The organism is Pasteurella skyensis, assembly GCF_013377295.1.
Taxonomy (GTDB): Bacteria; Pseudomonadota; Gammaproteobacteria; order Enterobacterales; family Pasteurellaceae; genus Phocoenobacter; species Phocoenobacter skyensis.
This window is the reverse complement of record NZ_CP016180.1, coordinates 1707044-1732199: the sequence shown is the minus strand read 5'-3', so window position 1 is coordinate 1732199 and position 25156 is coordinate 1707044. Positions and strand designations below refer to the sequence as shown.

General features: G+C 33.9%; 25 protein-coding genes. 14 read left to right on the top strand and 11 right to left on the bottom strand.

Annotation, left to right across the window (positions count from 1 at the left end; all coding sequences use genetic code 11):
* Positions 1 to 138: 138 nt before the first annotated feature.
* From A6B44_RS08220 to A6B44_RS08200, 5 genes are all read left to right on the top strand, one after another.
* Positions 139 to 2400 (top strand): NADP-dependent malic enzyme, encoded by a 2262-nt coding sequence (locus A6B44_RS08220; RefSeq protein WP_090920276.1) that lies wholly within the window; start codon positions 139 to 141, stop codon positions 2398 to 2400.
* Positions 2401 to 2481: 81 nt separating this feature from the next.
* Complete coding sequence (locus A6B44_RS08215; protein WP_090920273.1) at positions 2482 to 2847, top strand: fluoride efflux transporter FluC; 366 nt, start codon at positions 2482 to 2484, stop codon at positions 2845 to 2847.
* A 125-nt stretch (positions 2848 to 2972) separates the two neighbouring features.
* Positions 2973 to 4136, top strand: coding sequence for a phosphoglycerate kinase (gene pgk, locus A6B44_RS08210; RefSeq protein WP_090920269.1), 1164 nt, complete (start codon positions 2973 to 2975; stop codon positions 4134 to 4136).
* 81 nt (positions 4137 to 4217) lie between these two features.
* Positions 4218 to 5297 carry a class II fructose-bisphosphate aldolase gene (fbaA, locus tag A6B44_RS08205; protein WP_090920266.1) on the top strand — a complete coding sequence of 360 codons (1080 nt, stop codon included), beginning with the start codon at positions 4218 to 4220 and terminating at the stop codon, positions 5295 to 5297.
* Between the two features lie 77 nt (positions 5298 to 5374).
* A complete protein-coding gene (locus A6B44_RS08200; RefSeq protein ID WP_090920262.1) occupies positions 5375 to 6172 on the top strand; it encodes a peptide ABC transporter ATP-binding protein in 798 nt (265 codons plus the stop codon).
* Positions 6173 to 6237: 65 nt separating this feature from the next.
* Here the strand turns inward: A6B44_RS08200 and A6B44_RS08195 are convergent, their stop codons facing one another.
* The 7 genes from A6B44_RS08195 to lsrA are packed head-to-tail and all read right to left on the bottom strand — an operon-like array spanning position 6238 to position 12759.
* Positions 6238 to 6924, bottom strand: coding sequence for a beta/alpha barrel domain-containing protein (locus A6B44_RS08195; protein ID WP_090920259.1), 687 nt, complete (start codon positions 6922 to 6924; stop codon positions 6238 to 6240).
* The gene (gene lsrG, locus A6B44_RS08190; protein ID WP_090920254.1) at positions 6917 to 7225 is read right to left on the bottom strand and encodes a (4S)-4-hydroxy-5-phosphonooxypentane-2,3-dione isomerase; all 309 of its coding nucleotides are present in this window, start codon (positions 7223 to 7225) and stop codon (positions 6917 to 6919) included. The genes A6B44_RS08195 and lsrG overlap by 8 nt, the downstream gene beginning before the upstream one ends.
* Before the next feature lie 57 nt (positions 7226 to 7282).
* Positions 7283 to 8161, bottom strand: coding sequence for a 3-hydroxy-5-phosphonooxypentane-2,4-dione thiolase (lsrF, locus tag A6B44_RS08185; RefSeq protein ID WP_090920251.1), 879 nt, complete (start codon positions 8159 to 8161; stop codon positions 7283 to 7285).
* Positions 8162 to 8178: 17 nt separating this feature from the next.
* Complete coding sequence (gene lsrB / locus A6B44_RS08180; RefSeq protein WP_090920248.1) at positions 8179 to 9195, bottom strand: autoinducer 2 ABC transporter substrate-binding protein LsrB; 1017 nt, start codon at positions 9193 to 9195, stop codon at positions 8179 to 8181.
* Between the two features lie 10 nt (positions 9196 to 9205).
* Complete coding sequence (gene lsrD, locus A6B44_RS08175) at positions 9206 to 10225, bottom strand: autoinducer 2 ABC transporter permease LsrD (RefSeq protein ID WP_090920245.1); 1020 nt, start codon at positions 10223 to 10225, stop codon at positions 9206 to 9208.
* A 22-nt stretch (positions 10226 to 10247) separates the two neighbouring features.
* Positions 10248 to 11228, bottom strand: a complete 981-nt coding sequence (gene lsrC / locus A6B44_RS08170) for an autoinducer 2 ABC transporter permease LsrC (RefSeq protein ID WP_090920242.1) — start codon at positions 11226 to 11228, stop codon at positions 10248 to 10250.
* A 13-nt stretch (positions 11229 to 11241) separates the two neighbouring features.
* Positions 11242 to 12759 carry an autoinducer 2 ABC transporter ATP-binding protein LsrA gene (gene lsrA / locus A6B44_RS08165; protein WP_090920239.1) on the bottom strand — a complete coding sequence of 506 codons (1518 nt, stop codon included), beginning with the start codon at positions 12757 to 12759 and terminating at the stop codon, positions 11242 to 11244.
* 230 nt (positions 12760 to 12989) lie between these two features.
* On the opposite strand from lsrA, the gene lsrR reads away from it, so the two are divergent.
* Together lsrR and lsrK are read left to right on the top strand one after the other, a co-directional pair.
* Entirely contained in the window at positions 12990 to 13955 is a 966-nt protein-coding gene (gene lsrR / locus A6B44_RS08160; RefSeq protein WP_090920236.1) for a transcriptional regulator LsrR, read from the top strand.
* Positions 13956 to 14012: 57 nt separating this feature from the next.
* A complete protein-coding gene (lsrK, locus tag A6B44_RS08155; RefSeq protein ID WP_090920233.1) occupies positions 14013 to 15587 on the top strand; it encodes an autoinducer-2 kinase in 1575 nt (524 codons plus the stop codon).
* Positions 15588 to 15643: 56 nt separating this feature from the next.
* Here the strand turns inward: lsrK and A6B44_RS08150 are convergent, their stop codons facing one another.
* Positions 15644 to 16396, bottom strand: coding sequence for a class I SAM-dependent methyltransferase (locus A6B44_RS08150; RefSeq protein WP_090920230.1), 753 nt, complete (start codon positions 16394 to 16396; stop codon positions 15644 to 15646).
* Between the two features lie 54 nt (positions 16397 to 16450).
* Positions 16451 to 19024 carry a penicillin-binding protein 1A gene (locus A6B44_RS08145; RefSeq protein WP_090920227.1) on the bottom strand — a complete coding sequence of 858 codons (2574 nt, stop codon included), beginning with the start codon at positions 19022 to 19024 and terminating at the stop codon, positions 16451 to 16453.
* Between the two features lie 107 nt (positions 19025 to 19131).
* Here A6B44_RS08145 and A6B44_RS08140 point away from each other — a divergent pair, with 107 nt between their 5' ends.
* The 7 genes from A6B44_RS08140 (at position 19132) to A6B44_RS08110 (ending at position 23936) form a co-directional block, all read left to right on the top strand.
* A complete protein-coding gene (locus A6B44_RS08140) occupies positions 19132 to 19881 on the top strand; it encodes a hypothetical protein (RefSeq protein WP_090920224.1) in 750 nt (249 codons plus the stop codon).
* Positions 19857 to 20372, top strand: a complete 516-nt coding sequence (locus A6B44_RS08135) for a hypothetical protein (RefSeq protein WP_090920221.1) — start codon at positions 19857 to 19859, stop codon at positions 20370 to 20372. Before A6B44_RS08140 ends, A6B44_RS08135 begins: the two co-directional genes overlap by 25 nt.
* Complete coding sequence (locus A6B44_RS08130; protein ID WP_090920218.1) at positions 20372 to 20881, top strand: hypothetical protein; 510 nt, start codon at positions 20372 to 20374, stop codon at positions 20879 to 20881. The genes A6B44_RS08135 and A6B44_RS08130 overlap by 1 nt, the downstream gene beginning before the upstream one ends.
* Position 20882: 1 nt before the next feature.
* Positions 20883 to 21947, top strand: a complete 1065-nt coding sequence (gene pilQ / locus A6B44_RS08125) for a type IV pilus secretin PilQ (protein WP_090920215.1) — start codon at positions 20883 to 20885, stop codon at positions 21945 to 21947.
* A 107-nt stretch (positions 21948 to 22054) separates the two neighbouring features.
* Positions 22055 to 22468: a transcription antitermination factor NusB gene (gene nusB / locus A6B44_RS08120; protein ID WP_090920212.1), complete on the top strand. Its 414-nt coding sequence runs from the start codon at positions 22055 to 22057 to the stop codon at positions 22466 to 22468.
* Between the two features lie 12 nt (positions 22469 to 22480).
* A complete protein-coding gene (thiL, locus tag A6B44_RS08115; protein ID WP_090920208.1) occupies positions 22481 to 23434 on the top strand; it encodes a thiamine-phosphate kinase in 954 nt (317 codons plus the stop codon).
* A gap of 19 nt (positions 23435 to 23453) precedes the next feature.
* Entirely contained in the window at positions 23454 to 23936 is a 483-nt protein-coding gene (locus A6B44_RS08110) for a phosphatidylglycerophosphatase A family protein (protein ID WP_090920205.1), read from the top strand.
* Between the two features lie 62 nt (positions 23937 to 23998).
* Here the strand turns inward: A6B44_RS08110 and A6B44_RS08105 are convergent, their stop codons facing one another.
* Complete coding sequence (locus A6B44_RS08105; protein ID WP_090920202.1) at positions 23999 to 24913, bottom strand: YiiG family protein; 915 nt, start codon at positions 24911 to 24913, stop codon at positions 23999 to 24001.
* A gap of 23 nt (positions 24914 to 24936) precedes the next feature.
* A complete protein-coding gene (locus A6B44_RS08100) occupies positions 24937 to 25080 on the bottom strand; it encodes a hypothetical protein (RefSeq protein ID WP_176673498.1) in 144 nt (47 codons plus the stop codon).
* Between the last annotated feature and the right edge of the window lie 76 nt (positions 25081 to 25156).

The window sequence follows — 25156 nt, the reverse complement described above, 5'->3', positions numbered from 1 at the left end:
CATTTTTTATAGTACGATTTTAATAAGAATAATCTCTCAAATATTCGAACTGGATCACAAAATTAAGATAGTTTTAGTGATAAAATTATGGGGATATTAAGGTCTTGTTTAATTAATCATAAAAAAGGATAAACAAATATGAATAATAAATTACGTCAAGCAGCTCTTGATTTTCACGAGTTTCCAATTCCTGGAAAAATTGAAGTTACCCCAACTAAATCTCTTGCTACTCAAAGGGATCTTGCTCTTGCTTACTCTCCAGGTGTTGCAGAGCCTTGTTTAGAAATTGAAAAAGATCCGCTAACAGCTTATAAATATACGGCAAAAGGAAATTTAGTTGCAGTAATTTCTAATGGTACAGCGGTATTAGGTTTAGGTAATATCGGTGCATTGGCTGGTAAGCCTGTAATGGAAGGAAAAGGCGTATTATTCAAAAAATTTGCAGGGATTGATGTTTTTGATATTGAAGTGGCAGAACGTGATCCTGAAAAATTTGTAGATATTGTGGCAGCCTTAGAACCGACTTTTGGGGGAATTAACCTTGAAGATATAAAAGCACCAGAATGCTTTTATATTGAACAAAAACTACGTGAGCGTTTAAATATTCCAGTATTCCACGATGATCAACACGGTACAGCAATTATCAGTGCTGCAGCAGTAATTAATGCATTACGTATTGTAGACAAAAAAATTGAAGATGTGCGTTTAGTTGCTTCTGGTGCTGGGGCTGCGTCGATTGCCTGTTTAAATCTATTAGTTTCACTGGGGATGAAACGTGAAAATATCACGGTGTGTGATTCAAAAGGTGTGATTTATAAAGATCGTGATGATCGTATGGATGATACCAAAAAACATTATGCGATTGAAGATAACGGTTGGCGAACATTAGCAGATGCGATTCCAAATGCTGATGTGTTCTTGGGCTGTTCCGCGGCAGGAGCGTTGAAACCTGAAATGGTTAAACAAATGGCTGCACACCCTCTTATTTTAGCCCTTGCTAACCCTAATCCTGAAATTACGCCACCTGAAGCAAAAGCGGTACGCCCTGATGCAATTGTGTGTACAGGTCGTTCTGATTATCCGAACCAAGTTAATAATGTACTTTGCTTTCCATTTATTTTCCGTGGTGCATTAGATGTTGGGGCAACAGCGATTAATGAAGAGATGAAACGTGCTGCGGTTTATGCGATTGCGGATTTAGCTCTTGCTGAGCAAAGTGATGTGGTTGCTTCTGCTTATGGCGATGAGGCGGTGACCTTTGGGGCAGAATATATTATTCCTCGTCCATTTGATCCTCGTTTGATCACTCGCATTGCGCCTGCTGTTGCAAAAGCAGCAATGGATTCAGGTGTAGCGACTCGTCCTATTGAAGATTGGGATGCTTATAAAGAGAAATTATCGCAATTCGTGTATAAAACCAATCTCTTTATGAAACCAATTTTCAATAAAGCCAAAGCGAATACAAAACGTATTATTTTAGCTGAGGGTGAGGAAACCAAAGCCTTACAAGCCACACAGGAAATTGTCTCAATGAGGCTTGCTTATCCTGTGTTAATTGGTCGTGAAACCGTGATTTTAGAAAAAATCAAAAAATTAGGTTTACACTTAAAAATGGGACAAGATTTTGAACTTATTAATAATGAAAATAATAGCCACTATGAAGAGTGTTGGAAGCATTATTATAATAAGATGAAACGTAAAGGAATTACACCTGCTATTGCGAAAAGGGTAATGATTTCAAATACCACTGTGATTGCTTCAACACTGGTGGACTTAGGTTATGCTGATGGCTTGGTTTGTGGTTTATTTGGTTCATATAGTAAACATTTAGCTTCAATAAAAGAGGTATTAGGGCTCAAAGAAGGGGTTAAAGCACCTGCAGCATTGAACAGTTTAGTCTTGTCTTCAGGAAATGTATTTTTAACTGATACTTATGTTAATGCTAATCCAACAGCAGAAGAGTTGTCTGAAATTGCATTAATGGCAGCAGATGAGGTGCGTCGTTTTGGTATGGAGCCAAAAGTTGCCCTTATTTCGCATTCTAATTATGGATCTTCTGATCAGCTAGGTGCACCAAAAATGCGTCAAGCCTTAGAGTTAGTCAATCGTGCTGACCCTTCATTAATGATTGATGGTGAAATGCACGGTGATATTGCTTTATCAGAAGATCTGCGTAAAAATCTTATGCCAGATAGTCCACTTACAGGGTCAGCAAATTTACTTGTGATGCCAAATTTGGAAGCGGCTCGTATTAGTTATAACCTTTTAAGAGGAACAACAACAGCGGTAACTGTTGGTCCAATCTTAATGGGAATTAACAAATCTGCTCATATTTTAAATCCTTTATCTTCTGTACGCCGAATTATTAATATGGTGGCGTACGCAGCGGTAAAAGCGTAGATAGTAAAGGATAATCGCAATTTAAACTAAAATATGCTAAATTAAATGCCATTCTTTCATTAAATAGAATGGCATTTTTTTATGATTGCTCAAGCTATATTAGTTTCTGTGGGTGCAATGTTTGGCGCTTTATCTCGCTGGCAAATTGGAGTTTGGCTACAACCGATTTTTAGTCATTTTCATTTTGGTACATTTATCGCTAATATTTTAGGGTGTTTTTTAATCGGAATTGCGCTCGGATTGAATTTACACGATTCCCATAAATTACTTTTTATTACTGGATTTTTAGGTAGTTTTACGACATTTTCAACTTTTTCAGCAGAAATCAGTATTAAAATTTTGGAAGATAAATGGTTACACGCTATTAATACTTTAGGGCTACATTTAGTCTGTGGTATTGTCGCAACAGTGTTTGGATTGTGGTTGAGTAAGACAATAAGCGGTTAGATTTGCATAAAATTTTGCAAAATTAGCTAAAATCGTTTAACAATTTGATCTATATTCGATAAATCTTCTAAGAAAATGCTATAATTCCGACGTTTTTATTTTTAAATTATTAAGAGGAAATTACAATGTCAGTAACTAAAATGACAGATCTAGACCTTGCTGGTAAACGTTTGTTTATCCGTGCAGATTTGAATGTGCCAGTTAAAGATGGCAAAGTAACATCAGATGCACGTATTCGTGCCACACTTCCAACATTAAAATTAGCCTTAGAAAAAGGGGCTAAAGTAATGGTAACTTCTCACTTAGGTCGTCCAACAGAAGGCGAAGTAGAAGAGAAGTTCTCTCTACAACCTGTGGTTGATTACTTAAATGATGTATTAGATGTACCTGTTCGTTTAGAAAAAGATTATTTAAACGGAGTTGATGTTAAAGAAAATGAAATCGTTGTTTTAGAAAATGTACGCTTTAACAAAGGTGAGAAGAAAAATGATCCTGAATTAGGTAAAAAATATGCCGCACTTTGTGATGTATTTGTAATGGACGCATTCGGTACAGCACACCGTGCACAAGGTTCTACTTATGGTGTTGCTGAATATGCACCAGCAGCTTGTGCAGGTCCATTATTAGCAGCTGAATTAGATGCATTAGGTAAAGCATTAAAAGAACCAGCTCGTCCAATGGTTGCAATCGTTGGTGGTTCAAAAGTGTCGACTAAATTAGAAGTGTTAAATTCACTTTCTCAAATTGCGGATCAAATTATTGTTGGTGGTGGTATTGCGAATACCTTTATTGCTGCAGCAGGTCATAATGTGGGTAAATCTCTTTACGAAGAAGATTTAATTCCAGTTGCTAAAAAACTAGCAGAAACAACGGATATCCCTGTTCCAGTTGATGTTCGCGTAGGAACAGAGTTCTCTGAAACAGCACCAGCAACTGAAAAATCAGTTATTGAAGTGACAGATGAAGAATCTATTTTTGATATTGGTGATAAATCAGCGGAGCAATTAGCCGAAATTATCAAAAATGCAAAAACAATTCTATGGAATGGTCCTGTTGGTGTATTTGAATTCCCTAATTTTCGTAAAGGAACAGAGATTGTCTCTCAGGCAATTGCAGATAGTGAAGGCTTCTCTATCGCAGGTGGTGGTGATACCTTAGCTGCTATTGATTTATTTGGGATTAAAGATAAAATTTCATATATCTCAACAGGTGGTGGTGCATTCTTAGAATTTGTTGAAGGTAAAGTGTTACCAGCAGTCGAAATCTTAGAGAAACGAGCAAACGGTTAATCAAACACAACACCTCTCCGAGTAAATATTGGAGAGATAAATAAATTTAAAAAATTTTTAAACACAGAGGAAATATAAAAAATGGCTAAATTATTAGACATCGTAAAACCAGGCGTAGTAACAGGTGATGACGTACAAAAAGTTTTCGCTTATGCAAAAGAACATAATTTTGCAATCCCAGCGGTAAACTGCGTGGGTTCAGATTCTGTTAATACAGTTTTAGAAACAGCTGCTCGTGTAAAATCACCAGTAATTGTTCAATTCTCAAACGGTGGTTCATCTTTCTACGCAGGTAAAGGAATCAAACCAACAAGTGGTCAACGTCCTGATGTTCTAGGTGCAATTGCTGGAGCAAAACATGTTCATACTTTAGCTGAAGAATACGGTGTACCAGTCATTTTACATACAGACCACTGTGCAAAAAAATTACTTCCTTGGATTGATGGTTTGTTGGATGCAGGTGAAAAACATTTTGCTGAAACAGGTAAACCATTATTTTCATCACATATGATTGATCTTTCAGAAGAACCAATGACAGAAAATATGGCGATTTGTCGTGAATACCTTGCTCGTATGGACAAAATGGGAATGACTCTTGAAATTGAAATTGGTATCACTGGTGGAGAAGAAGATGGTGTAGATAATTCAGATGTTGATGAATCAGAGTTATATACAAAACCATCAGAAGTACTTTATGTTTATGATCAACTAAGTGAAATTAGTCCACGTTTCACCATTGCTGCGGCATTTGGTAACGTACACGGTGTTTACAAACCAGGTAACGTAAAATTAAAACCAAGTATCTTAGGTGAATCACAAAAATTCGTTTCAGCTGAGCGTAATCTTCCTGAAAAATCATTAGATTTCGTTTTCCACGGTGGTTCAGGTTCTTCTCGTGAAGAAATCCGTGAAGCAATCGGCTACGGTGCAATTAAAATGAATATCGATACAGATACACAATGGGCAGCTTGGGATGGTATCTTAGGTTTCTATAAAGCAAACGAAGCTTACCTTCAAGCTCAATTAGGTAACCCAGAAGGCCCTGATTCACCAAACAAAAAATACTATGACCCACGTGTTTGGTTACGTAAAATGGAAGAATCTATGTCTAAACGTTTAGAGCAATCTTTTGAAGACTTAAATTGTGTAAACGTATTATAATTTGCAAATTTTAAGTAAAATCAGACCGCTTGTTTAAGCGGTCTTTGTTTAGTTTTCGTTGCTCTTAAGAGGTAAAAATGACATCTTTACTTGAAGTAAGAAGCCTTAATAAATGTTTCATTGAACGTGTAGGTCTGTTTCGTAACCAAAAAATATATGCAGTAAATGATATTTCATTTAGCCTTGAGCGTGGTGAAACGTTAACTATTATTGGTGAAAATGGTTCAGGAAAATCTACACTTGCTAAAATGATTGCAGGAGTTGTTGAACCAACATCTGGAGAAATACGTTTTTTAGGTAAAACACTTTCTTTTGGAGATTATAAATTTCGAGCTAAGCATATTCGAATGATGTTTCAAGATCCGAGTAATGCATTTGATCCGAATTATAACATTGGACAAGTGTTAGATTCACCTTTAAAGATAGCAACAGATCTTGATGAGAGTATTCGTAATCAAAAAATATTTGAAACATTAGAACTAGTTGGAATGTATCCTGAAAATGCCTTAATTCCAATAGGAGAAGCATCAAATAATCAAAAACAACGTGTTGCTTTTGCCAGAGCATTAATTTTAGAACCTGATATTATGGTAATTGATGATACCTTAAGCACCTTAGATTTCTCATTAAGGATTCAATTAATCAATTTAATGTTAAGCCTCCAGCAAAAAACAGGGATGTCTTATGTTTATATTGGGCAACATTTGGGTATTGCTAAGCATATTTCTGATAAATTATTAGTAATGCAACAAGGAAAAATGATTGAGTATGGTAATACGAAAGATATTTTACTGAATCCTCAAACATCTTTTACTTCACGCTTAATAGAAAGCCAGTTTGGTAAAAAGCTGACAGAAGAGTCTTGGTTAGATTAGAGAATAAAATTAAACCAAATAATTTAGAATATTTTATTCTCTAAGAAAATTAATTTAAATTTGGTTTATGTTAAGTGCTTTTTCCATTGAATAAGAGTACTGTTTATATCCTGCTGGGAAAATATTGCACTACCAGAAACAACCCAATCTATATCTAATTTGAATAATTCTTCTGCTAATGCTAAATTCATTGAGCCATCAACAGAAATAAGTTTATTTGTCCTTTTTTTCCCTAGTTTGTCTAATAATAATTGGATTCTATCTATTACAAAACCTGTTTCTGCCTTAGCTTTTGTTCTAGGATCTAAAGTTAAAACTTGGATTACATCAACTTGACTCAAATAGGGCGTAATTAACTCTAAATCTGTATTTGGACAGATACTAATACCACACAAAATATTGGGATGTTCTTTATTCAACCATTGATAAATGTTTGTTAGATTTTCATCCGTTTCTACTTGTAGGGTAATAATATTTGCACCTAATTTTGCACATTCCTTAGTTACAGTAAATTGATCTTTTACCATTAAGTGTACATCTTTTAAAAAACGAGAATTGAAAGGTTTTATTACTGTTGCACCAAAAGTAAACATTGGTGAAAATTGCCCATCTGCAATATCAAAATGCAATAATTTTAAATTATGTTGTAACAATATATTTAGAGTATCACGAAAATTCAGCCAATCAGATGCCATAATTCCTACACTAATTGACTGATTTTTTAGCTCATTAATTAATGTTGATTTATTCATTAGAAAGATTCTCAGGCATTACCCATTCAAAAATTTTTTTACTTCTTGACCCCGTCATTATGCTTTCTAGTTCTTGAACACAGCGGTGATAATGCGGTGTTTTTCTATGTTCTTCTAGTGCATTTTGATCTTTATATACTTCATAAGCATAGAAACGGGTTCTGATTTCAGTATCTCTTAATACATCAAAACGTAGATTACCCTCTTCTTGTCTTGTACCTACTTGGTTACGTTCAAAGACTTCCAAAAACTCTTCTTCTTTGTCTTCTTTTATATTGATTTCAACTAGCATAGCAAACATATAAAGGCTCCTTATTTAAAATAGTACGGTAAAAATTTCTTTTTACCGTACAAATTGTTATGCATTTTTTGCATCTAAGTAAAGTTGATAGGCTTTTTCAGCTGTTTCACCACAATGAACAACTGCATTAACTGCTTTTAACATTGCAATTGGTGCATCTGATTGGAATATATTACGTCCCATATCAACACCTAAAGCCCCCTGATCAATTGCTTTGTAACACATTTCTAATGCTTCTAGCTCAGGTAATTTCTTACCTCCAGCAATGACAATTGGTACAGGACAGCCAGCAACAACACGTTCAAAACCTTTATCTACATAGTAAGTTTTGATTATATTTGCGCCCATCTCTGCGGCAATACGTGTAGCAAGTGAGAAATAGCGTTGATCACGAACCATATCTTTTCCTACACCAGTTACTGCCATTGTTGGCATTCCATAGCGGTTACCTTGATCAATCAATTGAATAATGTTTTTAATTGATTGATGTTCATATTCAGAGCCAATATAAACTTGTGCTGCCATTACTGATGCATTTAAGCGAAGAGCATCTTCAATTGAAACCGCAACAGCTTCATTAGATAATTCAGTTAAAATTGAATTAGCACCTGATGCTCGTAATGCGATAGGTTTTCTAACATCAGATGGCACAACACTACGAAGAATACCTCGAGTACACATTAAAACATCAGTATATTCAAATAATGGTGCTATATTTAAATCTATACGCTCTAAACCTGTTGTTGGACCTTGGAAGTAACCATGATCGAAAGCAAGCATAATAGTTTTACCTGTCTTAGGATTAAATATATTTGCTAAACGAGATTGCATTCCCCAATCTAAAGCTCCTGATCCTTTAAGATAAAAAGCTTTGTTTTGTTGTGGTCTATCTAACCCAAAATCTTTACCGTCTCTGATATCATCTAAATCAGCCATTTAATTACTCCTATATATTAGAAATCGTAGTTATCAATATTATCTTTAGTAAAGACTACACGCTCAGGTAATAAAACAATACCGTTACCTTTTGCTTCATATTTATAGCCTTGAACTTTATTTGGTGAAACTTCAACAGTACCAATTTCTGGAATATCAACTTTTTCACCTACATTAAGTGTTTTTCCTTTTAACAATGCATTGGCAACAGCCACAGAAATTTTTCCTTGTTTTACCACATCCCATAAACCAAATTGTTTTACTGTGCCTCGTTTAATATAAGGACGCATAACATTTGGGGTACTGAAACCAACGATGGTTACATCTTTAACTTTTAGGTTTTCAGCTGCTTGAGCTGCAGCAGGAAGAGCGTTTGCATCAGGTGCAATAATTGCATCTAAATCAGGATAGGCTTTTAAAATACCTTCTGCTGTTTGTAATGACTTAATTGCATCATTGTATCCAAATTGTGTTGTTACAATTTCCCACTCTGGGTGTTCTTTAGCAATTTTGGCTTTTGCTGCTTTAACCCATTGATTTTGGTCTGTTACTGTTGGGCTAGAGTAGAAGAATGCAACTTTTGCTTTAGGTTTACTAATTTGGCTAGAAGCCATATCAACAAGCATTGATCCAAGTTGATCAGGTGTTCCTTGATTTATATAATGGCTACGACATTCTGGTTTTACATCCGAATCCCAAGTTAGAATTTTTACTCCTCTTTTCATTGCACGTTTAAGCGTAGAGCAAAGTCCTTCAGGAGATACTGCTGAAACAACAATGGCATTATAACCTTGGTTTACAAAGTTATTTATTAACTGAACTTGATTAGATACGCTTGGTTCAGTTGGACCATCATAAGTAACATCTACACCTAAGGTTTTTCCCATATCAGTAGCTCCTTGCCCGCCACTCGTAAAGAAACCTACGCCAACAAGTTTTGGAATAAATGCTATTTTATCCGTTGCTTGTGCAGTTGTGATAGCAGATAAACCTAACGCAATTGCGAGTGCTGTTGCTTTAAATTGATTTTTCATAATAATACTCCTATTGAGATAATGAGTTATTTACAGGTGTTGTAAATTCTATTTTTCGTTTAATCCACTGTGAAATAGCATCATAATGTAAGCTAATGGATTTTCCGATTAATACGACAATAAGTAGAGCGCCAGATAGGGCACTTGATATTTCATTTGGTATTCCAACCATTTGTAATCCTTGTTGCAAATATCCAATTAAAAGAGCTGCAATCGCTGTACCTATAATTGAACCAGAACCACCATAAATATTTGCACCTCCTAAAACAACGGCTGTTAATACTGGCATTAATAAGGAGCTACCAATATCAGAACGAGCAGAACCGAAATAAGAAACAAGTAAAATGGCAACAAATGCAGCAATTAAACCAATTAACGAATAAATGATTAAGAGTGTTCTATTAACGGGAACAGCACTATAACGTGCAGCTCTTTCACTTTGACCAATTAAGAAAATACTACGGCCAATAGTTGTTTTATGCATTAACAACCAAAAAATAATGGTCATAATTAAGAAATAGATGATAGAACTTGGAATTCCCATAATATCTTTATTAGCAAAATCGAGTAAACTATCAGGAAAACCACCAATTCCTTCATAGCCTGTTGCTCCAGCAAATCCAGAAAGTAATAAGGCGCCACCACCAAATAAATACATCGTACCCAGTGTAATAACAAGTGGATTGACTTTGGTATAAATAATCAAGCCTGCATTCACCAAACCACAGCATATTCCGATAATAAAAGTAAGGGGAATAGCAAACATAAGTGGAAGACCTGCTTTAAATAAAACACCAAGAGAAATAGCACAAAGACCCACTGTTGAACCAAAAGATATATCCATTCCTCCACTTACAATAACCATTGTTAATGGTAAAGCTATCATTCCGATATAGATAAAATCACTTGTACTATAAAGCAATATATTAATATCTAACATTCTAGGATTAATTAAGCCAAATCCTAATATTTCAATAATAACCAAGCAAAATAATGCTATTTCCCAACTATAATTTTTTATTTTTAACATCGTTGTTCTCCTTTGCTGGTTGTTAGTCATCTTTTAAAAATCTAGCATAGCGTTGTAGTTTTAAATTTTTAGTAATCATTACTCTTATTCGTCCATCAAAGACTAATACAGCAAGTAAAACTAAGCCTGCAACAAAATTATTCCAATAAGCAGGAACTTTAAGTAACACTAAAATACTATCTATTTGAATCAGAAAGTAAGCACCAAGTACTGCTCCAACAATATTACCAGCACCACCTAACAAGCTAATTCCACCTAAAACACAAGCTGCTATCGCTTTCATTTCTAAACCATTACCTGTTGAATTTGGCACAAAACCAATTTGTGATGTAAAAATAATACCGGCAATAGCTGCCATAAATCCATTGATAGCAAAGGCAGTGATTCTCACTTTATTAACTTTTACTCCCAGTTGTAAAGCACCTTGTAAGTTATCTCCTACCGCATAGAAATTTCGACCAAATTGTGTTTTTGTGAGTAAAAAATAGATTAATATAATTAAACCAATTAAAATCCAGCCAATAGGAGAAATATTTAAAAACAAAGGATCAGATAATAATTTGAGATTTTGAGGTAAACCTTCAATCCACTTGCCTCCAGTAATCAATAGCATAATACCTTTGTACAAACCCAGTGTTCCTAAGGTCGCAACAATTGCAGGAATTCTTAAAATAGCTACCAATATTCCATTTAATAATCCAGCAAAAAGACCACAAATTAATGTAATAATAAAAGCACTTGGTAAGTTGTATCCTGAATTAAGCAAACTACCTACGACAACAGCACATAACCCCATTGTAGAACCAACAGATACATCAATATTACGAGTTAATATTACAAAGGTCGCACCAATAGCGAGTAAAATAACAATCTGAGCTGAATTAAAGATCATTGCTAATGTTTGAATTTGAAATCCATTTCCCCAAGCACTTAGTATTAAAAATAATAACCCAATAGCTGCTAAAATGGTTAATTCTCGATTATCTTGAATAAATTTCCACATTATTACTTTTCTCCTATGCTTGAGTATCACCAAAAGCTATTTGCATTATGTTATTAGTATTTATTTCTGCACCAACTAAAGAATGGCTAATATTTCCATCATGCATTACCAAAACTCGATCTGACATTTGTTCAACTTCTTCTAAATCTGATGATATAAACAGAATAGCGACATTCTGTTTTGCTATACTTTTAATTAATTGATAAATATCCGCTCTTGCACTTACATCTACACCTCTTGTTGGTTCATCTACAATCAGTAATGCAGGATTAGCTTCTAAGCATTTAGCAATCAGTATTTTTTGTTGATTACCCCCAGAGAGTGTCCTTACAGGTTGTTGACTACTAGAAAATTTAATTCCTATTGCTCTATGATAACGTTCTAAAATAGCTCTTTCTTTTTTTGAATCTACCCAAAATCCCATATTGCTATAGGTTAATCCACAGGTATTCCAAGTAAGAGGAGCATCTAAATATAAACCTGATGCTTGTCGATCTTCTGGTAAATATACAATTCCTTTTTGTAATCTTTCTTTAATATTTAAAGTACCAATTTCTTGATTATCAAATAAAATTTCTCCTGATTTTTTATTACGTAATCCATATAAGGTTTCCGCAAGCTCTGTTCTTCCTGCACCAACAACACCTGCTAAACCAAGAATTTCACCAGGATAAATTTTAAAAGAAACATTCTTAAACCCTTCTCCAGTAAGATTATTTACTTGTAAAATAGGCTCCTCTCTAGATTTAATACGATTGTGCCCTGGTAATTCCAGCCAAAGTTTTTGATTATCGGTTAGTTGTGTATTTTTAGATTTTGGGGTAATTGCTTTTATAATATCGTCTTTATCAAGTTCATTCGTTTGTCCTGTTAAAGCAATATAACCATCTCTCATTACACTTACTCTATGCGATATTTGCCATACCTCAGGTAATTTATGAGAAATAAAAACAATTCCAACACCTTTTGTTAATAATGATCTTATTTGTTTAAATAAATTGTCTGTTTCTGCGGGTGTTAAGGAGGCGGTTGGCTCATCTAAAATTAATATTGAGGCATCTCGCATTAACCCTCTCATAATTTCAACAAGTTGCTGATCTGCGACATCTAAAGAACCCGCTTGCATTTCAAGATTTAAATGGCAATTTAATTCATTTAGTAATGTTGTTAATTTTTTATCTATTTCATCATTTTTATGTAAAGCAAATAGAATATTTTCTTTTACTGTTAGATTTGGGAAGAGCAAAGGTTCTTGAGGGACTAAATAAATACCAAGAGAATGTGCTTTATTTGGTGATAAATTCGTTTGTATTCTTCCATTTATTTTTAATGTTCCTGTATCTTGAGGCTGAATACCTGCAATAATTTTCATTAAAGTTGATTTACCTGCTCCATTACCACCTAATAGAGCATGTACCTCTCCTGCGTATAATGAAAAGTTAATTTCTTTAAGTACTTCTACCCCAGAAAAAGATTTGCTGATATTATATGCGTCTAGTAAACACTTTTTTTCTAAAACTTGAGATTGCATTTTATGCCTACCTTACAGACTGAACAAAAGTATTTTTAATGTATCATTTTTTCAGGATAATAAAAGGAATAAATTTAATTTTCTGAGATGTAGATCACACTTTTAGCTAAAATCATTTATTTTTATTAGATTTTGTGATCTATGTCACGATTTTTAAACTTTTTAAAATGAACAATTGATAAGTTTTTAAAACAAATGAATAATGTATTTAATCAACTAAAGAATAAAATATGATAGACAAAAAACAAGAATATAATGAAATAATGCAAGTAATGACAGAAGAAGAATTAGTCGCACGTATTGCTTGGTTTTATTATCACGACAATCTTACACAAGGTGATATAGGTAATCGATTAGGATTATCTAGACTTAAAGTTTCTCGATTATTAGAAAAAGGACGTCAGCAAGGCATAATAAAAGTACAGATTAATTCTCGATTTACGGGTTGCTTAGAATTAGAAAAATCATTACAACAATATTTTAATTTAAAGTATATAAGGGTTTTACCTGCATTAGAAATACATGAAACAAACGAGCGTTTAGGTGTTGGAGCTGCTCAAATGCTAATGTCATTGCTGAAACCAAATCAACTTTTATCAATTGGTTTTGGTGAGACAATAATGCAAACAATTAAATATTGTAATGAATTTATTACTGATAATGGTATTAAATTAGTAACATTATCTGGTGGTGTGGGTCCTTATATGAATGGAATTGGACAATTAGATGGTTCTTGCTCTGTAAGTATAATACCCGCTCCTCTTAGAGCATCATCAATTGAAGCAGCAAAACTCTTTAAGAAAGAGTCCTGTGTTAGAGATATTATGTTAGCTGCTTGTGGTGCTAATGTTGCAATCGTTGGAATTGGAGCAACGCAACAAAGAGGGCAAGCAACACTATTACGTACGGGTTACATTACTGAAGAAAAGCAACAAATAATTCGCCAACAAGGCGCTGTTGGAGATATTTTGGGTTATTTTATGCAAGCAGATGGAAGGATACAACCAGATATGCCATTGCATGAAGAGCTTATAAGTGTTTCTTTAGATAACCTAAAAAAAATACCTAACGTAATAGGTATCGCAGGTGGGGAAAATAAAGTTGAAGCTATTTTAAGTGCATTATATGGTGGACATATCAATTCGTTGGTAACGGAAGAAAAAACTGCAAGAATGATACTTGCTCAGCTAGTTTAGCTGTATAAGTTGATTGTTATTTCGCACTATTTCTTCCGATAAACAAAGGAGAAAATAATGAATAAACAATCAACTTATCTTATGGCATTAGATGCTGGAACAGGTAGTGTGAGAGCTGTTGTTTTTGATACAGAAGGAAATCAAATTTCAGTTGCACAAAAAGAATGGACACACTTATCAGATCCGAATATTCCTGGTTCAATGGAATTTGATCTTGAGAAAAATTGGAAATTAACTTGTGATTGTATAAAGCAAGTTTTACAAGAACCCCAAATTAAGCCTGAGCAAATAGTTGCAATATCAACTTGTTCAATGAGAGAAGGTATTGTACTTTATGATAAGCACAATAAACCAATCTGGGCTTGTGGTTGTGTTGATGCAAGAGCAACACAAGAGGTTGTTGATCTTAAAAAATTATGTGACTCCTCTTTCGAAGAAAAGATGTATAGCATCTCAGGACAAACATTAGCATTAAGTGCTATTCCTCGTTTATTGTGGTTATCTCGCCATCGTGATGATATTTATCAAGAAATTAGCTCAGTGACAATGATCAGTGACTGGTTAGGTTTTATGCTAAGTGGTGAATTAGCTGTTGAACCCTCTAATGCAGGTACAACAGGAATACTAGATTTACAAACTCGCCAATGGTCTACTGAATTATTAGATTTAGCTGGATTAAATAGTAATATTCTTCCCCAAGTTAAAGAAACAGGGGAGATTCTAGGTAAAGTAACATCAGAAATCGCAGAGATTACAGGTTTAAAACAAGGAACCCCTGTCGTTGTTGGTGGTGGAGATGTACAACTTGGTTGTGTTGGTCTTGGTATTGTAGAACCATCACAAGCTGCTGTTATTGGAGGTACATTCTGGCAACAAGTTGTAAATCTACCAAATCCTGTTACAGATCCTCAAATGAACGTAAGAGTTAATCCACACGTTATTTCTAATTTAGTCCAAGCTGAATCTATTAGTTTCTTTACTGGATTAACAATGCGGTGGTTTAGAGATGCTTTTTGTGAAGAAGAAAAATTATTGGCTCAAAAATTAGGTACAGATGCTTATTCATTACTAGAGAAAATGGCTGAAAGAGTGCCTGTTGGTGCAAATGATGTTATCCCTATTTTTTCCGATGCAATGCACTTTAAATCTTGGTATCACGCAGCTCCCTCATTTATCAATCTTTCTATTGATCCAGAGAAATGTAACAAACAAGTATTATTTAGAGCTTTAGAAGAAAATGCGGCGATTGTATCTTCTTGTAATCTTGATCAAGTAGAAAAATTTTCAGGAGTAAAATTAACATCAATCGTATTTGCTGGAGGGGGCTCAAAAGGACAACTATGGAGTCAAATTTTAGCTGATGTGACTGGTTTAACAGTTAATATTCCAGTAGTTAAAGAATCAACAGCATTAGGTTGTGCAGTCGCTGCTGGTGTTGGAATCGGTATTTACTCTTCTTTTGCTGAGGCGGGACGAAAATTAGTAAAATTTGAGAGAGTACATCATCCTAATCCAGATAACCATAAATTGTATCAATCACATAAAAGAAAATGGATTGATGTTTATCATAAACAATTACAACTAGTTGATGATGGTTTAACAACATCTTTATGGAAAGCTCCTGGAGTATAAATATTTTATTTGGCGATGCTATATTTGCACCCTAAAAAGAGTTAGGGTGCAATCACTTATTTTAAGCGTGCTTTAATAAAAAGTAATGGTGGTCGATGTAGTAGATCTTTGAATTCATTATGCCATTGAGGTTGCTCTGTTAACATTGGTTCTTCGATTTTTTCAATTTCAAATCCTGTTATAATAAGTTGATTTAAAATTGTTGCCATAGTGCGATGATAAGTTTTAAATGGCTGTTTAAACCAATTGCGTTCTCTTTCTCCTTCATCTCTATAGTGATTTAATCGATAAGCAATTTGTTGTTTTTTATTATTTTTTTCCCAACGTTCACCATTTTTATGTGCTGTTACAATCGGGTGCTCTTGTGAAAAAATGAGAATGCCTTTTGGTGTTAATTTTTCCTTTATATTAAGTAAGAGAGCAGAGAAATCTTCAATATAATGAAAGGCAAAAGAGCTTGTGATAATATCAAAATTACTTTCTTGAATTTTATCTAACTCTTCCATTGGTAAACAATGTAGGGAATAAGCGGTAGGATTTATCCTATTTTTTGCAAAATTTTGTGCAGCTTGATTAAGCATTGATTGTGATAAATCTAAACCAGACACATACTCGGCACCTTGTTGAAGATAATAGTATAAATGTTCTCCCGTACCACAACCTAAATCTAATATTCGTTTATTTTTAAGATTGAGTAAAAGTGAAAACATAGTGGGCTTTTCAATGATTTCATTCAAACTAATAGGGTTAGTTCTTAATTGTTGATAGCGTTCAAAGAAAGCTGGTGTATCGTAAATACTTGTTTTCATTATTAATAAATTATTTAAATGAAAAAGCGAGTTTTTATACTCGCTTTATCGTGATTAAAATAGTTCTTTTGTTGGAGTACCCGTTCCTGAACCTGATTGTCGATTCGGATCCGTTACTGGGATTTGATAACCTTGTTCAATAATATATTTATTTTTAGGTTCTGTGCCTTTAATAAAATATTCGGTTAAGTCTTCACCGAGTAAACCATATTGTGCATCAATCCCTACCTTAATAATATTAGGTGGTATAATCTCTGTTTGTTGTGGTTTATCAGAAAGTGCTACTTTCATATATTGGATCCAAGCAGGAAGAGCAGTTTTTGCACCTGATTCACCTCTTCCTAGTTCTTTACTATCATCAGAAGATACATAGACTGTTGTCACAATGTTTGATCCAAATCCAGCATACCAAGCCACTTTAGAGTTATTGGTTGTTCCTGTTTTTCCACCAATATCTTGACGTGGTAGTTGTTGTGCGATTCGCCAACTGGTTCCTCTCCAATCTTGACCTTTTTCTCCAAATGCAGCAGAGTGTAAGGCACTGCGCATTAGAAAAGCGAGTTCTCCACTAATCACTCGAGGAGCGTAACGAGTGGTTTGATCTGTTTCAGAAGAGGTTGCCATTAAGCTTGGATCTTCTTTTTTGACACTTGCTTGAATGTGTAAATCAGGCGTATCACTACTGATATTATCAGATGTCACATTTTCGTCCTCTTCTTCTTCCTCTACGAAATCAAAATAGGTGGGTTCCGCATAAAGAACAGGAATATCATTACAAGAAATACAGGCTATACGAGGGTTTGCTTTATAAAGTTCATTACCGTCAGCATCTTCAATACGACTAATAATAAAAGGATCGATAAGATAGCCACCATTATCAAATACAGCATAACCACGAGCCATTTCTAGTGGTGTAAAAGAAGCTGCGCCAAGGGCTAAGGCTTCCGTTGCTTTGTATTGCTCACGATTAAACCCAAAGCGTTGTAAATAGTCAGCAATGTAATCGATGCCAGCCATTTTAACGGTTCTGACCATCATCACATTTTTTGATTTGCCTAAGCCAACTCGCAAACGTAATTTACCTTCGTAGATATTAGGTGAGTTTTTAGGCTGCCAAGGTTCTTGTCCAGCTTTACGAATTGTAATCGGTGCATCATTTAATGTGGTAGCAAGGCTTAATCCTTTATTCATTGCTGCGGTATAAATAAATGGTTTAATAGATGAACCAACTTGTACCATTGATTGAGTGACACGGTTAAAGTTACTTTGTGCAAAACTAAATCCTCCCACAGCAGCTTCAATTGCACCATTGTGACTATCTAAAGAAACTAACGCAGAATTCATTTGTGGAATTTGACCCAATTCCCATTCTATTTCACCTTGTCTATTTTTTATATTACGAACCCAAATTTGCTGTCCAACTTTTAATACATCTTGTACAGATTTTGGGTGTTTACCTTTGGCGTTCTTATTAATAAATTTTCTTGCCCATTTCATCCCTGATAGGAATAAATCCACTTCTTCACCATCAGCTAATAATAGATGAGCTTTATTTTTAGCGACATTTAATACAGCAGCTGAAGTAAAAGGTTCTGATAGTGGTAATTTACTTAAATGATCAATAATATCTTCTTCATTCCAAGCCTTATCTTCTGCTTCCCATAGAGTTGTTGCTCCTCGCCAACCATGACGTCTATCGTATCGAATTAAGTTTTCTCGAAGCGCTTTTTGGGCTTCAAATTGATCTTTAGATAATACAGTAGAAAAGACTTTAAATCCTTTGGTGTAAGCGACTTCTTCTCCGTAACGTTTTACCATTTCTTTACGAACCATTTCGGTAACGTATTCGGCACGAAAATCTAACGTGGTTTTATGAAATTTAGAAACGATAGGTTCTAGTTTGGCTTTTTCATATTGTTCTTGAGTAATTTTTTTTACTTGTAACATTCTCCATAACACGGTATTACGGCGGTTTGTAGCGCGTTTGATGGAATAAATAGGATTCATTGTTGAAGGTGCTTTTGGCAATCCTGCAATCATTGCCATTTCTGATAAACTGAGTTGATCTAAGTCTTTGCCAAAATAAGTTTGTGCCGCTGTTGCAATTCCGTAAGAACGATAACCTAAATAAATTTTGTTTAGATAGAGTTCTAAAATTTCATCTTTCGTCATTACCTTTTCAATTTCTGTTGCAAGAATTAACTCTCTTAATTTTCGAATTAATCTACGTTCAGGTGTTAAAAAGATATTTCTTGCTAGCTGTTGTGTGATAGTACTTGCGCCTTGTTTAGAACCGCCTTTTATGTAGCTGTAAGCGGCACGTGCAATACCTTTTAAGTCATATCCATTATGTTCATAGAAACGAGTATCTTCTGTGGCAATAAAGGCATCAATAAGTGGTTGTGGCACATCAGAAAGTTTAACTGGAATACGGCGCTCTTCTCCTACCTCGCCAATCAATTTACCATCAGCCGTATAAATTTGCATAGGTTGTTGAAGCTCTATACTTTTTAAAGAGGCAACATCAGGAAGGTCAGATTTTAAGTGAACATATAAAATACCCGCTCCAATAGCAGAAAAAATAATGAGAGAGAGTAAAGTACTTAATATTATTTTTGTGATCTTCATCGAGAAAAAACCTTTTAGTAAATGACTAATGGATAACTTAGACACAATAATAGTGCATATTTTAATTTTGCAATCATAACCTAAAATGCTAAAAAAGGGAAAAAGAGATGTTGTTTAGAGGGAATTTATACAATGAGCAAGTTGGAATAAGTCAAGATTCGCATAATTTTTGTGTTGTGGTAGTGAAAAATCAGCATATTCAAACGCAATGGTTTCAAAAAGAAAAAACATCATTGTTAGATATTTCAGTGGCATTACAAGATAAAAAGTCAAATATTTGCAAAATTCAAGCTATAAGTGACCGCTTTATTTGGCGAAAATATCTTTTTTTTCCTGATCATTATAGTAATGAGATGATTTATCGCCAAATTATAGCGCTCTTAAAAAAGGAATTACCTATACCATTAGAGGATATTTATTTTGATTATCAAATAATGTTGCAACAATCTGAAAATGTTTTTCGAGTACTAGTTTACGCTTTAAAAAAGAGTGATTCTATTCTTATGAATGATAAGAAATTTGTTGTATTAGACAGTGAATATTATTGTTATCAAAGGGGTATTCACTATTTAGCAGAATTGCCTTTAGAAGAGAGTTGTAGAGAACAGGGTTATTTTTTTAAAGATCGTATATTGCAGTTTAAACAAGCGGAGTTTTGCCAAACACCTATCACTAAAGCTTCCCAAATAACACATTGTAAGCGGGTACTTACATTAGAAAAAATGCAAAATTTAGAAGAAATAGAAGGGAGTGAGATTGTTGAAGTAACACTGTCTGAGAATCAACAAATTGTGGATCCTTATTTATATGTGATTGCATTAGGAGCGAGTTTATGGAATGGCAAGGGATTAACTTAACGAATTATCACCAAGAGCAATGGTTGAAAGCGATTAAATTACGCTTTATTCAATATCTTATTGTCACACTTTTTTTTATCTTGGATGCAACAATATTGTATTGGTCTAGTAATAGTGTTTATTCTCAATATGTAGGGTACCAAACAAAGAATAGTCAAATTAACAAAGAGATCAGTAATCAAAAAATGAGATTAGCAAGAATTAAATTAAGGCAACAAAGGAAAATAGAGGCTATTAATTCTCAGAATATAGAAAAATTTCTTAATGAAATTAAACAGATACCTATTAATGGCATTATAAATGAAATTAATATTAAGCATAATATAACGGATTATTTTTTATTATCTGGGCAGTTAGATAATCAGCAGAGTTTTGAAATGGTGACGCAATATTTAAGCCATTTAAAAAACATTACTTTTAGTGTGGATATGTTACAAACAAACAGTGATTATCAGTTGGATTTTGTCATTAAAATAAGTCGAGTGAAGTAATGAAGTGGTTAAGATCTTATTATTTACAACCTAAAAGTTATATTTATCTGTTTATTAATTATTTGCTGAAACATCCGTATGTGGTTGGGCTATTCATTGGATGTGTTATTTTAAGTTATCCAGCATATGATTTTTTCAATAAGTATACGATTAGAAATACAGAAAGAACGTTAAATAACAGATTGATACTTAATAAAGCCCAATTGGATAAGCAATTAAAGACACTAAATGTTTTAGTTGAAAGTAATGATATTGATCCATTGGCAGTGAATAAAAAAATTAAAGAAATATTGATTACCAGTAATATGAATATTGAAAGTGTGTTATGGGATAAAGAGAGTAATGTGATTGATGTGGTGTTTCACCAAACATTTGAGAACGTTTATGATGTTATTAAGCATATAAATCAAATAAACCACATTTCTTTTAATGAAATAAGTCTCATTAAATTAAAGAGAAATAATTTTATTCAATGTATTTTAAGTTTATCTATTTTGGAAAAGGAATAAAATGAAAAAAATAGTGCTGTTGTTATTTGGGTTTTATAGTACTTGTCTTGTGGCAGATCCTTTTTACAAGGATGTGACATCAAATGAAACAGTGCGAATAGATGAAGAAAATGATCAACATATAATACCTATAAACGAAGATCTACCGATTAAAAATATTCATTTAAACTATGCACGAGCTGTGGATATAGTAGAAACCTTAACAAAAGGGCATGGTTCGTTATTAGATGGAGGTTATATCCATTTTGATAAACAAACAAATACGCTTATTTTAAAAGGTGATAAAAGTTTACTTGCTAAATTGACAACTCTCATTCATCAATTAGATAAACCAATCAAACAAGTAGCGATAGAAGCAAGGATTGTGACAATTAGCAGTGAAAATTTACAAGAATTAGGTGTTCGATGGGGAATGTTTAGTCCTACAGAAAGTGCGAGTAAATTTGCAGGGCGTTTAGAGGGGAATGGATTTTCAACAAATAATTTGAATGTTAATTTCCCCGTTCTTGGAAATGCAGCATCTGCAGTTGTGCAAATTGCCAGCTTTAGTAATCGTCTTTTAGATTTAGAACTCACTGCATTAGAGCAAGAAAATAGCATTGAAATTATTGCTAGTCCTAGTTTAATTACAACGAATGAACATAAAGCGAGTATCAAACAGGGAACAGAAATTGCCTATCCTCAACATAATGAAAAAGGGGATATAACAGATGTTGAATTTCGAGATGCGGTCTTAGGTTTGGAAGTGATTCCTCATTTCTCTAAAAATAATCAAATTTTGTTAGATTTACTAGTGACTCAAAATTCGCCGAATACCACTGGTGCAAGTAGTCAGCAATGGGTAACTATTGATAAACAAGAGATTAAAACACAAGTGTTGGCTCGTCATGGTGAAACTATTGTTTTAGGTGGAATTTTTCAAAATAGTATTTCTAAAGAAAAAGAAGGCGTGCCTATTTTAGGTAGTTTACCGTTTTTAAAGTATTTATTTAGTCATACCAAAGATAAGGTAGTTAAACGAGAGTTAGTGATTTTTGTGACACCACATATAATTAACCCTCAGTAATAAAATTATGATAAAATTTGCTATCTTTTGATCTTGTTGCTAAAAAGCATACAGCAAGCGGTAAGATCTTTAACAAATTTTGCAAAATTATATTTTATAGAGGTTATATGAAAGTTTCTCCACGTCGTCGAGCTCGTGAATGTGCGGTTCAAGCACTGTATTCTTGGTTTATATCTAAAAACTCAATTGAAGAAGTTGAAGTTTCGTTTATGACTGATCAAGATATGAAGGGCGTTGATGTTCCATATTTCCGTAAATTATTACTGGGAACTGTTGAACATATCACAGAGGTTGATGAAGCTTTTCAACCTTATTTAGATCGTAGTCAAGATGATCTTGATCCTATTGAGTATTCAATTTTACGAGTAGCAAGCTATGAATTAAAATTCCAACTGGATGTACCTTATAAAGTGGTCATCAATGAAGCGATTGAAGTTGCCAAAGTATTTGGCTCTGATGATAGCCATAAATATGTAAACGGCATTTTAGATAAATTAGCGCCTGCTCTAGGACGTAAATAAGAGTATAAAAAAATGAATGAATTTGATGTAATTAAGCAATATTTTACTCGCCAGAAAGCAGAGCAATCTGCCGTATTGTCCATTGGTGATGATTGTGCGGTCATTGAATTAGAACCACAACAACAGTTAGCGATTACCACGGATACTTTGGTTGCTGGAACACATTTTCTTCCTGATATCTCGCCTTATGATTTAGCCTATAAATCTGTTGCTGTCAATTTAAGCGATTTGGCGGCAATGGGGGCAATGCCTAAATGGATTTCGTTGGCTTTAACCTTACCGAAAGTTGATGATTACTGGCTGACTGAATTTAGCAGAGGGTTATTTGCTATTTTAGATCATTATAATGTGGAATTAATTGGCGGTGATACCACTAAGGGAGCATTATCTATTACTATTACGGCTCAAGGGGTATTAGAAAAAGGGGCTGGATTATATCGTCATAAAGCCCAGATTGATGATTTGGTTTTTGTATCAGGTACACTTGGTGATAGTAAAGCAGGTTTAGCACTGTTATTTAATCAAACTAAAAATGAAACAGAGCAACAACAATACTTATTACAACGTCATTTAAACCCTACACCTAGGATAGAACTAGGTTTGTTACTTAATCAATATTCGCAATGTGCCATTGATATTTCAGATGGACTGTTGGCAGATTTAGGGCATATTTTAGAGCGCAGTCAATGTGGGGCAGAACTGAATTTGCAAGATTTACCTCTCTCATTACAGCTTGTAAATGAATATCCACGACTAGCAGAAACTTTTGCTTTAACTGGAGGGGAAGACTATGAACTTTGCTTTACCATTGCTCCTGATAAGGTAGAGGCTTTTAAGCAAGCCATTGCTCACTTAGATATAAAATGTAGTTGTATTGGTAAAATCACCCAATCTGGCTTAACCTTATTAAGAGAGGGCAAAGAGGAACAGCTTCCTGTACAAGCAGGGTTTGACCATTTTTTATAAATTAAAATGTAATACAATAATGAAACCTATTAATCTTAAAAATCCTATTCATTTACTTGCCTTTGGTTTTGGCTCTGGTCTAATCAAACCAGCCCCTGGTACTTGGGGAACATTAGGTGGTATGGTTTTTGCAATTTTTTTATGGGATCTTACCGCTTCATCACTCTTTTTTATGATACTTACTGTGATTTCTTTTATTTCAGGTTGCTATATCTGTGAAAAAACCAGTCAAGATTTAGGTGTTCACGATGATGGGCGTATTGTATGGGATGAAATTGTTGCTATATTTTTAATTTTTGCTTTTTTACCTCAGTATGATTATACCTTTTATGGACTTACGTTTATTGTATTCCGCTTTTTTGATATTGTTAAACCCTATCCTATAAAACAGTTTGATCAAACACTAAAAGGCGGTTTAGGAATTATGGTTGATGATATTTTGGCGGCTGTTTATTCTCTAGTGACACTTTATATTCTCCATTTTGTATTACTTTCCCTATAAAAAAACACCACAAAAATTGTTGTTAATTTTTGTGGTGTTATTTAACATATCTTTAATTCAAATTAGCGATTAACTGCTTCGATTAATTTATTATAAGTATCCATTACTTTATAAGGACTTCCGTTTACCATCCAACCAGAACTTGGGTTTAATTGCATTTTTTCGCCAGTAGAATAAGGTTTTTTATCTCTTACTCGACGCATACGTTCTTTAAGTGCTTTACGATAGTTATCAATCGTCATAGGTAAAGTCGCATAGCGAGCCATTTCTACAGATGTATCCGCTTTGATTTGCTCAATTAATTTATCAGCACTGTCTTCATAAGCACTTATCAATGATTTTGCTTTTTCTACATCAAATTGCTCTTTAGATAAAAGGTTAACCGCTGGTTTTGCTTCTATCATCGTTGAAAGCATCCAATAATTAAATTTTTTGCCATAGTTTTTTTCTATTTCTACCAACTGGGCTTTCATTGCATTATTATTAACTTCTTCTAGCTGTTTAGAAAGTTCATCGTGAGCTTTAAGAAAATTTTCCATAGCGGTAGCTAATGGCTTATGCATTTTTTTACCTTTGGCAAAATTGTCATCTTTATAGTTTTCACGATCATAATAACGATTTGCTTCATTAATTTTTTCATTTAAAGCCAATGTTGCTTTTAAATAATTATCTGCCGCTTGATCTAACTCTTCTTGTTTAGGCTCCACTGCAACGGCTACTGGTATATTTTCTTTACAGTCTTTGATAACGTGATCATGTAAAGTATAAAGTCCATAAACAATTCTTTCTTTACCCGTTGGACCTTTTTTCATATCTTTAACCCAGCTTTCATAACGATTTATGCTGTCGATAGCTCGACCTGAAATTCCGTTATAACATTTAATATAGGCATTGGTCTTTACTGATAGGTCTTGAGAGAATGCTTGAGACGACATTGCTACTGTAACAATTACGATGGTTTTGAATAATGTTTTCATTTTTTATCCTTTTCAGATTTAAACTATTTAACAATAGCTACAATAGCTACAATAGCTACAATAGCTACAATAGCTACAATAGCTACAATAGCTACAATAGCTACAATAGCTACAATAGCTACAATAGCTACAATCTTGTAGCTAATTTCCATTAGTTTTTGTAACAAAAATTATACTACTGTCTAACATTCTAGTATAAATTTTCATATAAAACAAATATGCAGTGGAGACTGTCAGAGGTCT

Coding starts and splice junctions, on each gene's coding strand:
- thiL (WP_090920208.1), top strand. CDS start 22,481: ATGAATGAATTTGATGTAATTAAGCAATATTTTACTCGCCAGAAAGCA.
- A6B44_RS08110 (WP_090920205.1), top strand. CDS start 23,454: ATGAAACCTATTAATCTTAAAAATCCTATTCATTTACTTGCCTTTGGT.
- A6B44_RS08145 (WP_090920227.1), bottom strand. CDS start 19,024: ATGAAGATCACAAAAATAATATTAAGTACTTTACTCTCTCTCATTATT.
- lsrA (WP_090920239.1), bottom strand. CDS start 12,759: ATGCAATCTCAAGTTTTAGAAAAAAAGTGTTTACTAGACGCATATAAT.
- A6B44_RS08140 (WP_090920224.1), top strand. CDS start 19,132: ATGTTGTTTAGAGGGAATTTATACAATGAGCAAGTTGGAATAAGTCAA.
- lsrD (WP_090920245.1), bottom strand. CDS start 10,225: ATGTTAAAAATAAAAAATTATAGTTGGGAAATAGCATTATTTTGCTTG.
- A6B44_RS08215 (WP_090920273.1), top strand. CDS start 2,482: ATGATTGCTCAAGCTATATTAGTTTCTGTGGGTGCAATGTTTGGCGCT.
- lsrC (WP_090920242.1), bottom strand. CDS start 11,228: ATGTGGAAATTTATTCAAGATAATCGAGAATTAACCATTTTAGCAGCT.
- A6B44_RS08135 (WP_090920221.1), top strand. CDS start 19,857: ATGGAATGGCAAGGGATTAACTTAACGAATTATCACCAAGAGCAATGG.
- lsrG (WP_090920254.1), bottom strand. CDS start 7,225: ATGTTTGCTATGCTAGTTGAAATCAATATAAAAGAAGACAAAGAAGAA.
- A6B44_RS08105 (WP_090920202.1), bottom strand. CDS start 24,913: ATGAAAACATTATTCAAAACCATCGTAATTGTTACAGTAGCAATGTCG.
- A6B44_RS08195 (WP_090920259.1), bottom strand. CDS start 6,924: ATGAATAAATCAACATTAATTAATGAGCTAAAAAATCAGTCAATTAGT.
- lsrB (WP_090920248.1), bottom strand. CDS start 9,195: ATGAAAAATCAATTTAAAGCAACAGCACTCGCAATTGCGTTAGGTTTA.
- lsrK (WP_090920233.1), top strand. CDS start 14,013: ATGAATAAACAATCAACTTATCTTATGGCATTAGATGCTGGAACAGGT.
- A6B44_RS08200 (WP_090920262.1), top strand. CDS start 5,375: ATGACATCTTTACTTGAAGTAAGAAGCCTTAATAAATGTTTCATTGAA.
- A6B44_RS08150 (WP_090920230.1), bottom strand. CDS start 16,396: ATGAAAACAAGTATTTACGATACACCAGCTTTCTTTGAACGCTATCAA.
- pgk (WP_090920269.1), top strand. CDS start 2,973: ATGTCAGTAACTAAAATGACAGATCTAGACCTTGCTGGTAAACGTTTG.
- lsrR (WP_090920236.1), top strand. CDS start 12,990: ATGATAGACAAAAAACAAGAATATAATGAAATAATGCAAGTAATGACA.
- pilQ (WP_090920215.1), top strand. CDS start 20,883: ATGAAAAAAATAGTGCTGTTGTTATTTGGGTTTTATAGTACTTGTCTT.
- A6B44_RS08220 (WP_090920276.1), top strand. CDS start 139: ATGAATAATAAATTACGTCAAGCAGCTCTTGATTTTCACGAGTTTCCA.
- nusB (WP_090920212.1), top strand. CDS start 22,055: ATGAAAGTTTCTCCACGTCGTCGAGCTCGTGAATGTGCGGTTCAAGCA.
- lsrF (WP_090920251.1), bottom strand. CDS start 8,161: ATGGCTGATTTAGATGATATCAGAGACGGTAAAGATTTTGGGTTAGAT.
- fbaA (WP_090920266.1), top strand. CDS start 4,218: ATGGCTAAATTATTAGACATCGTAAAACCAGGCGTAGTAACAGGTGAT.
- A6B44_RS08130 (WP_090920218.1), top strand. CDS start 20,372: ATGAAGTGGTTAAGATCTTATTATTTACAACCTAAAAGTTATATTTAT.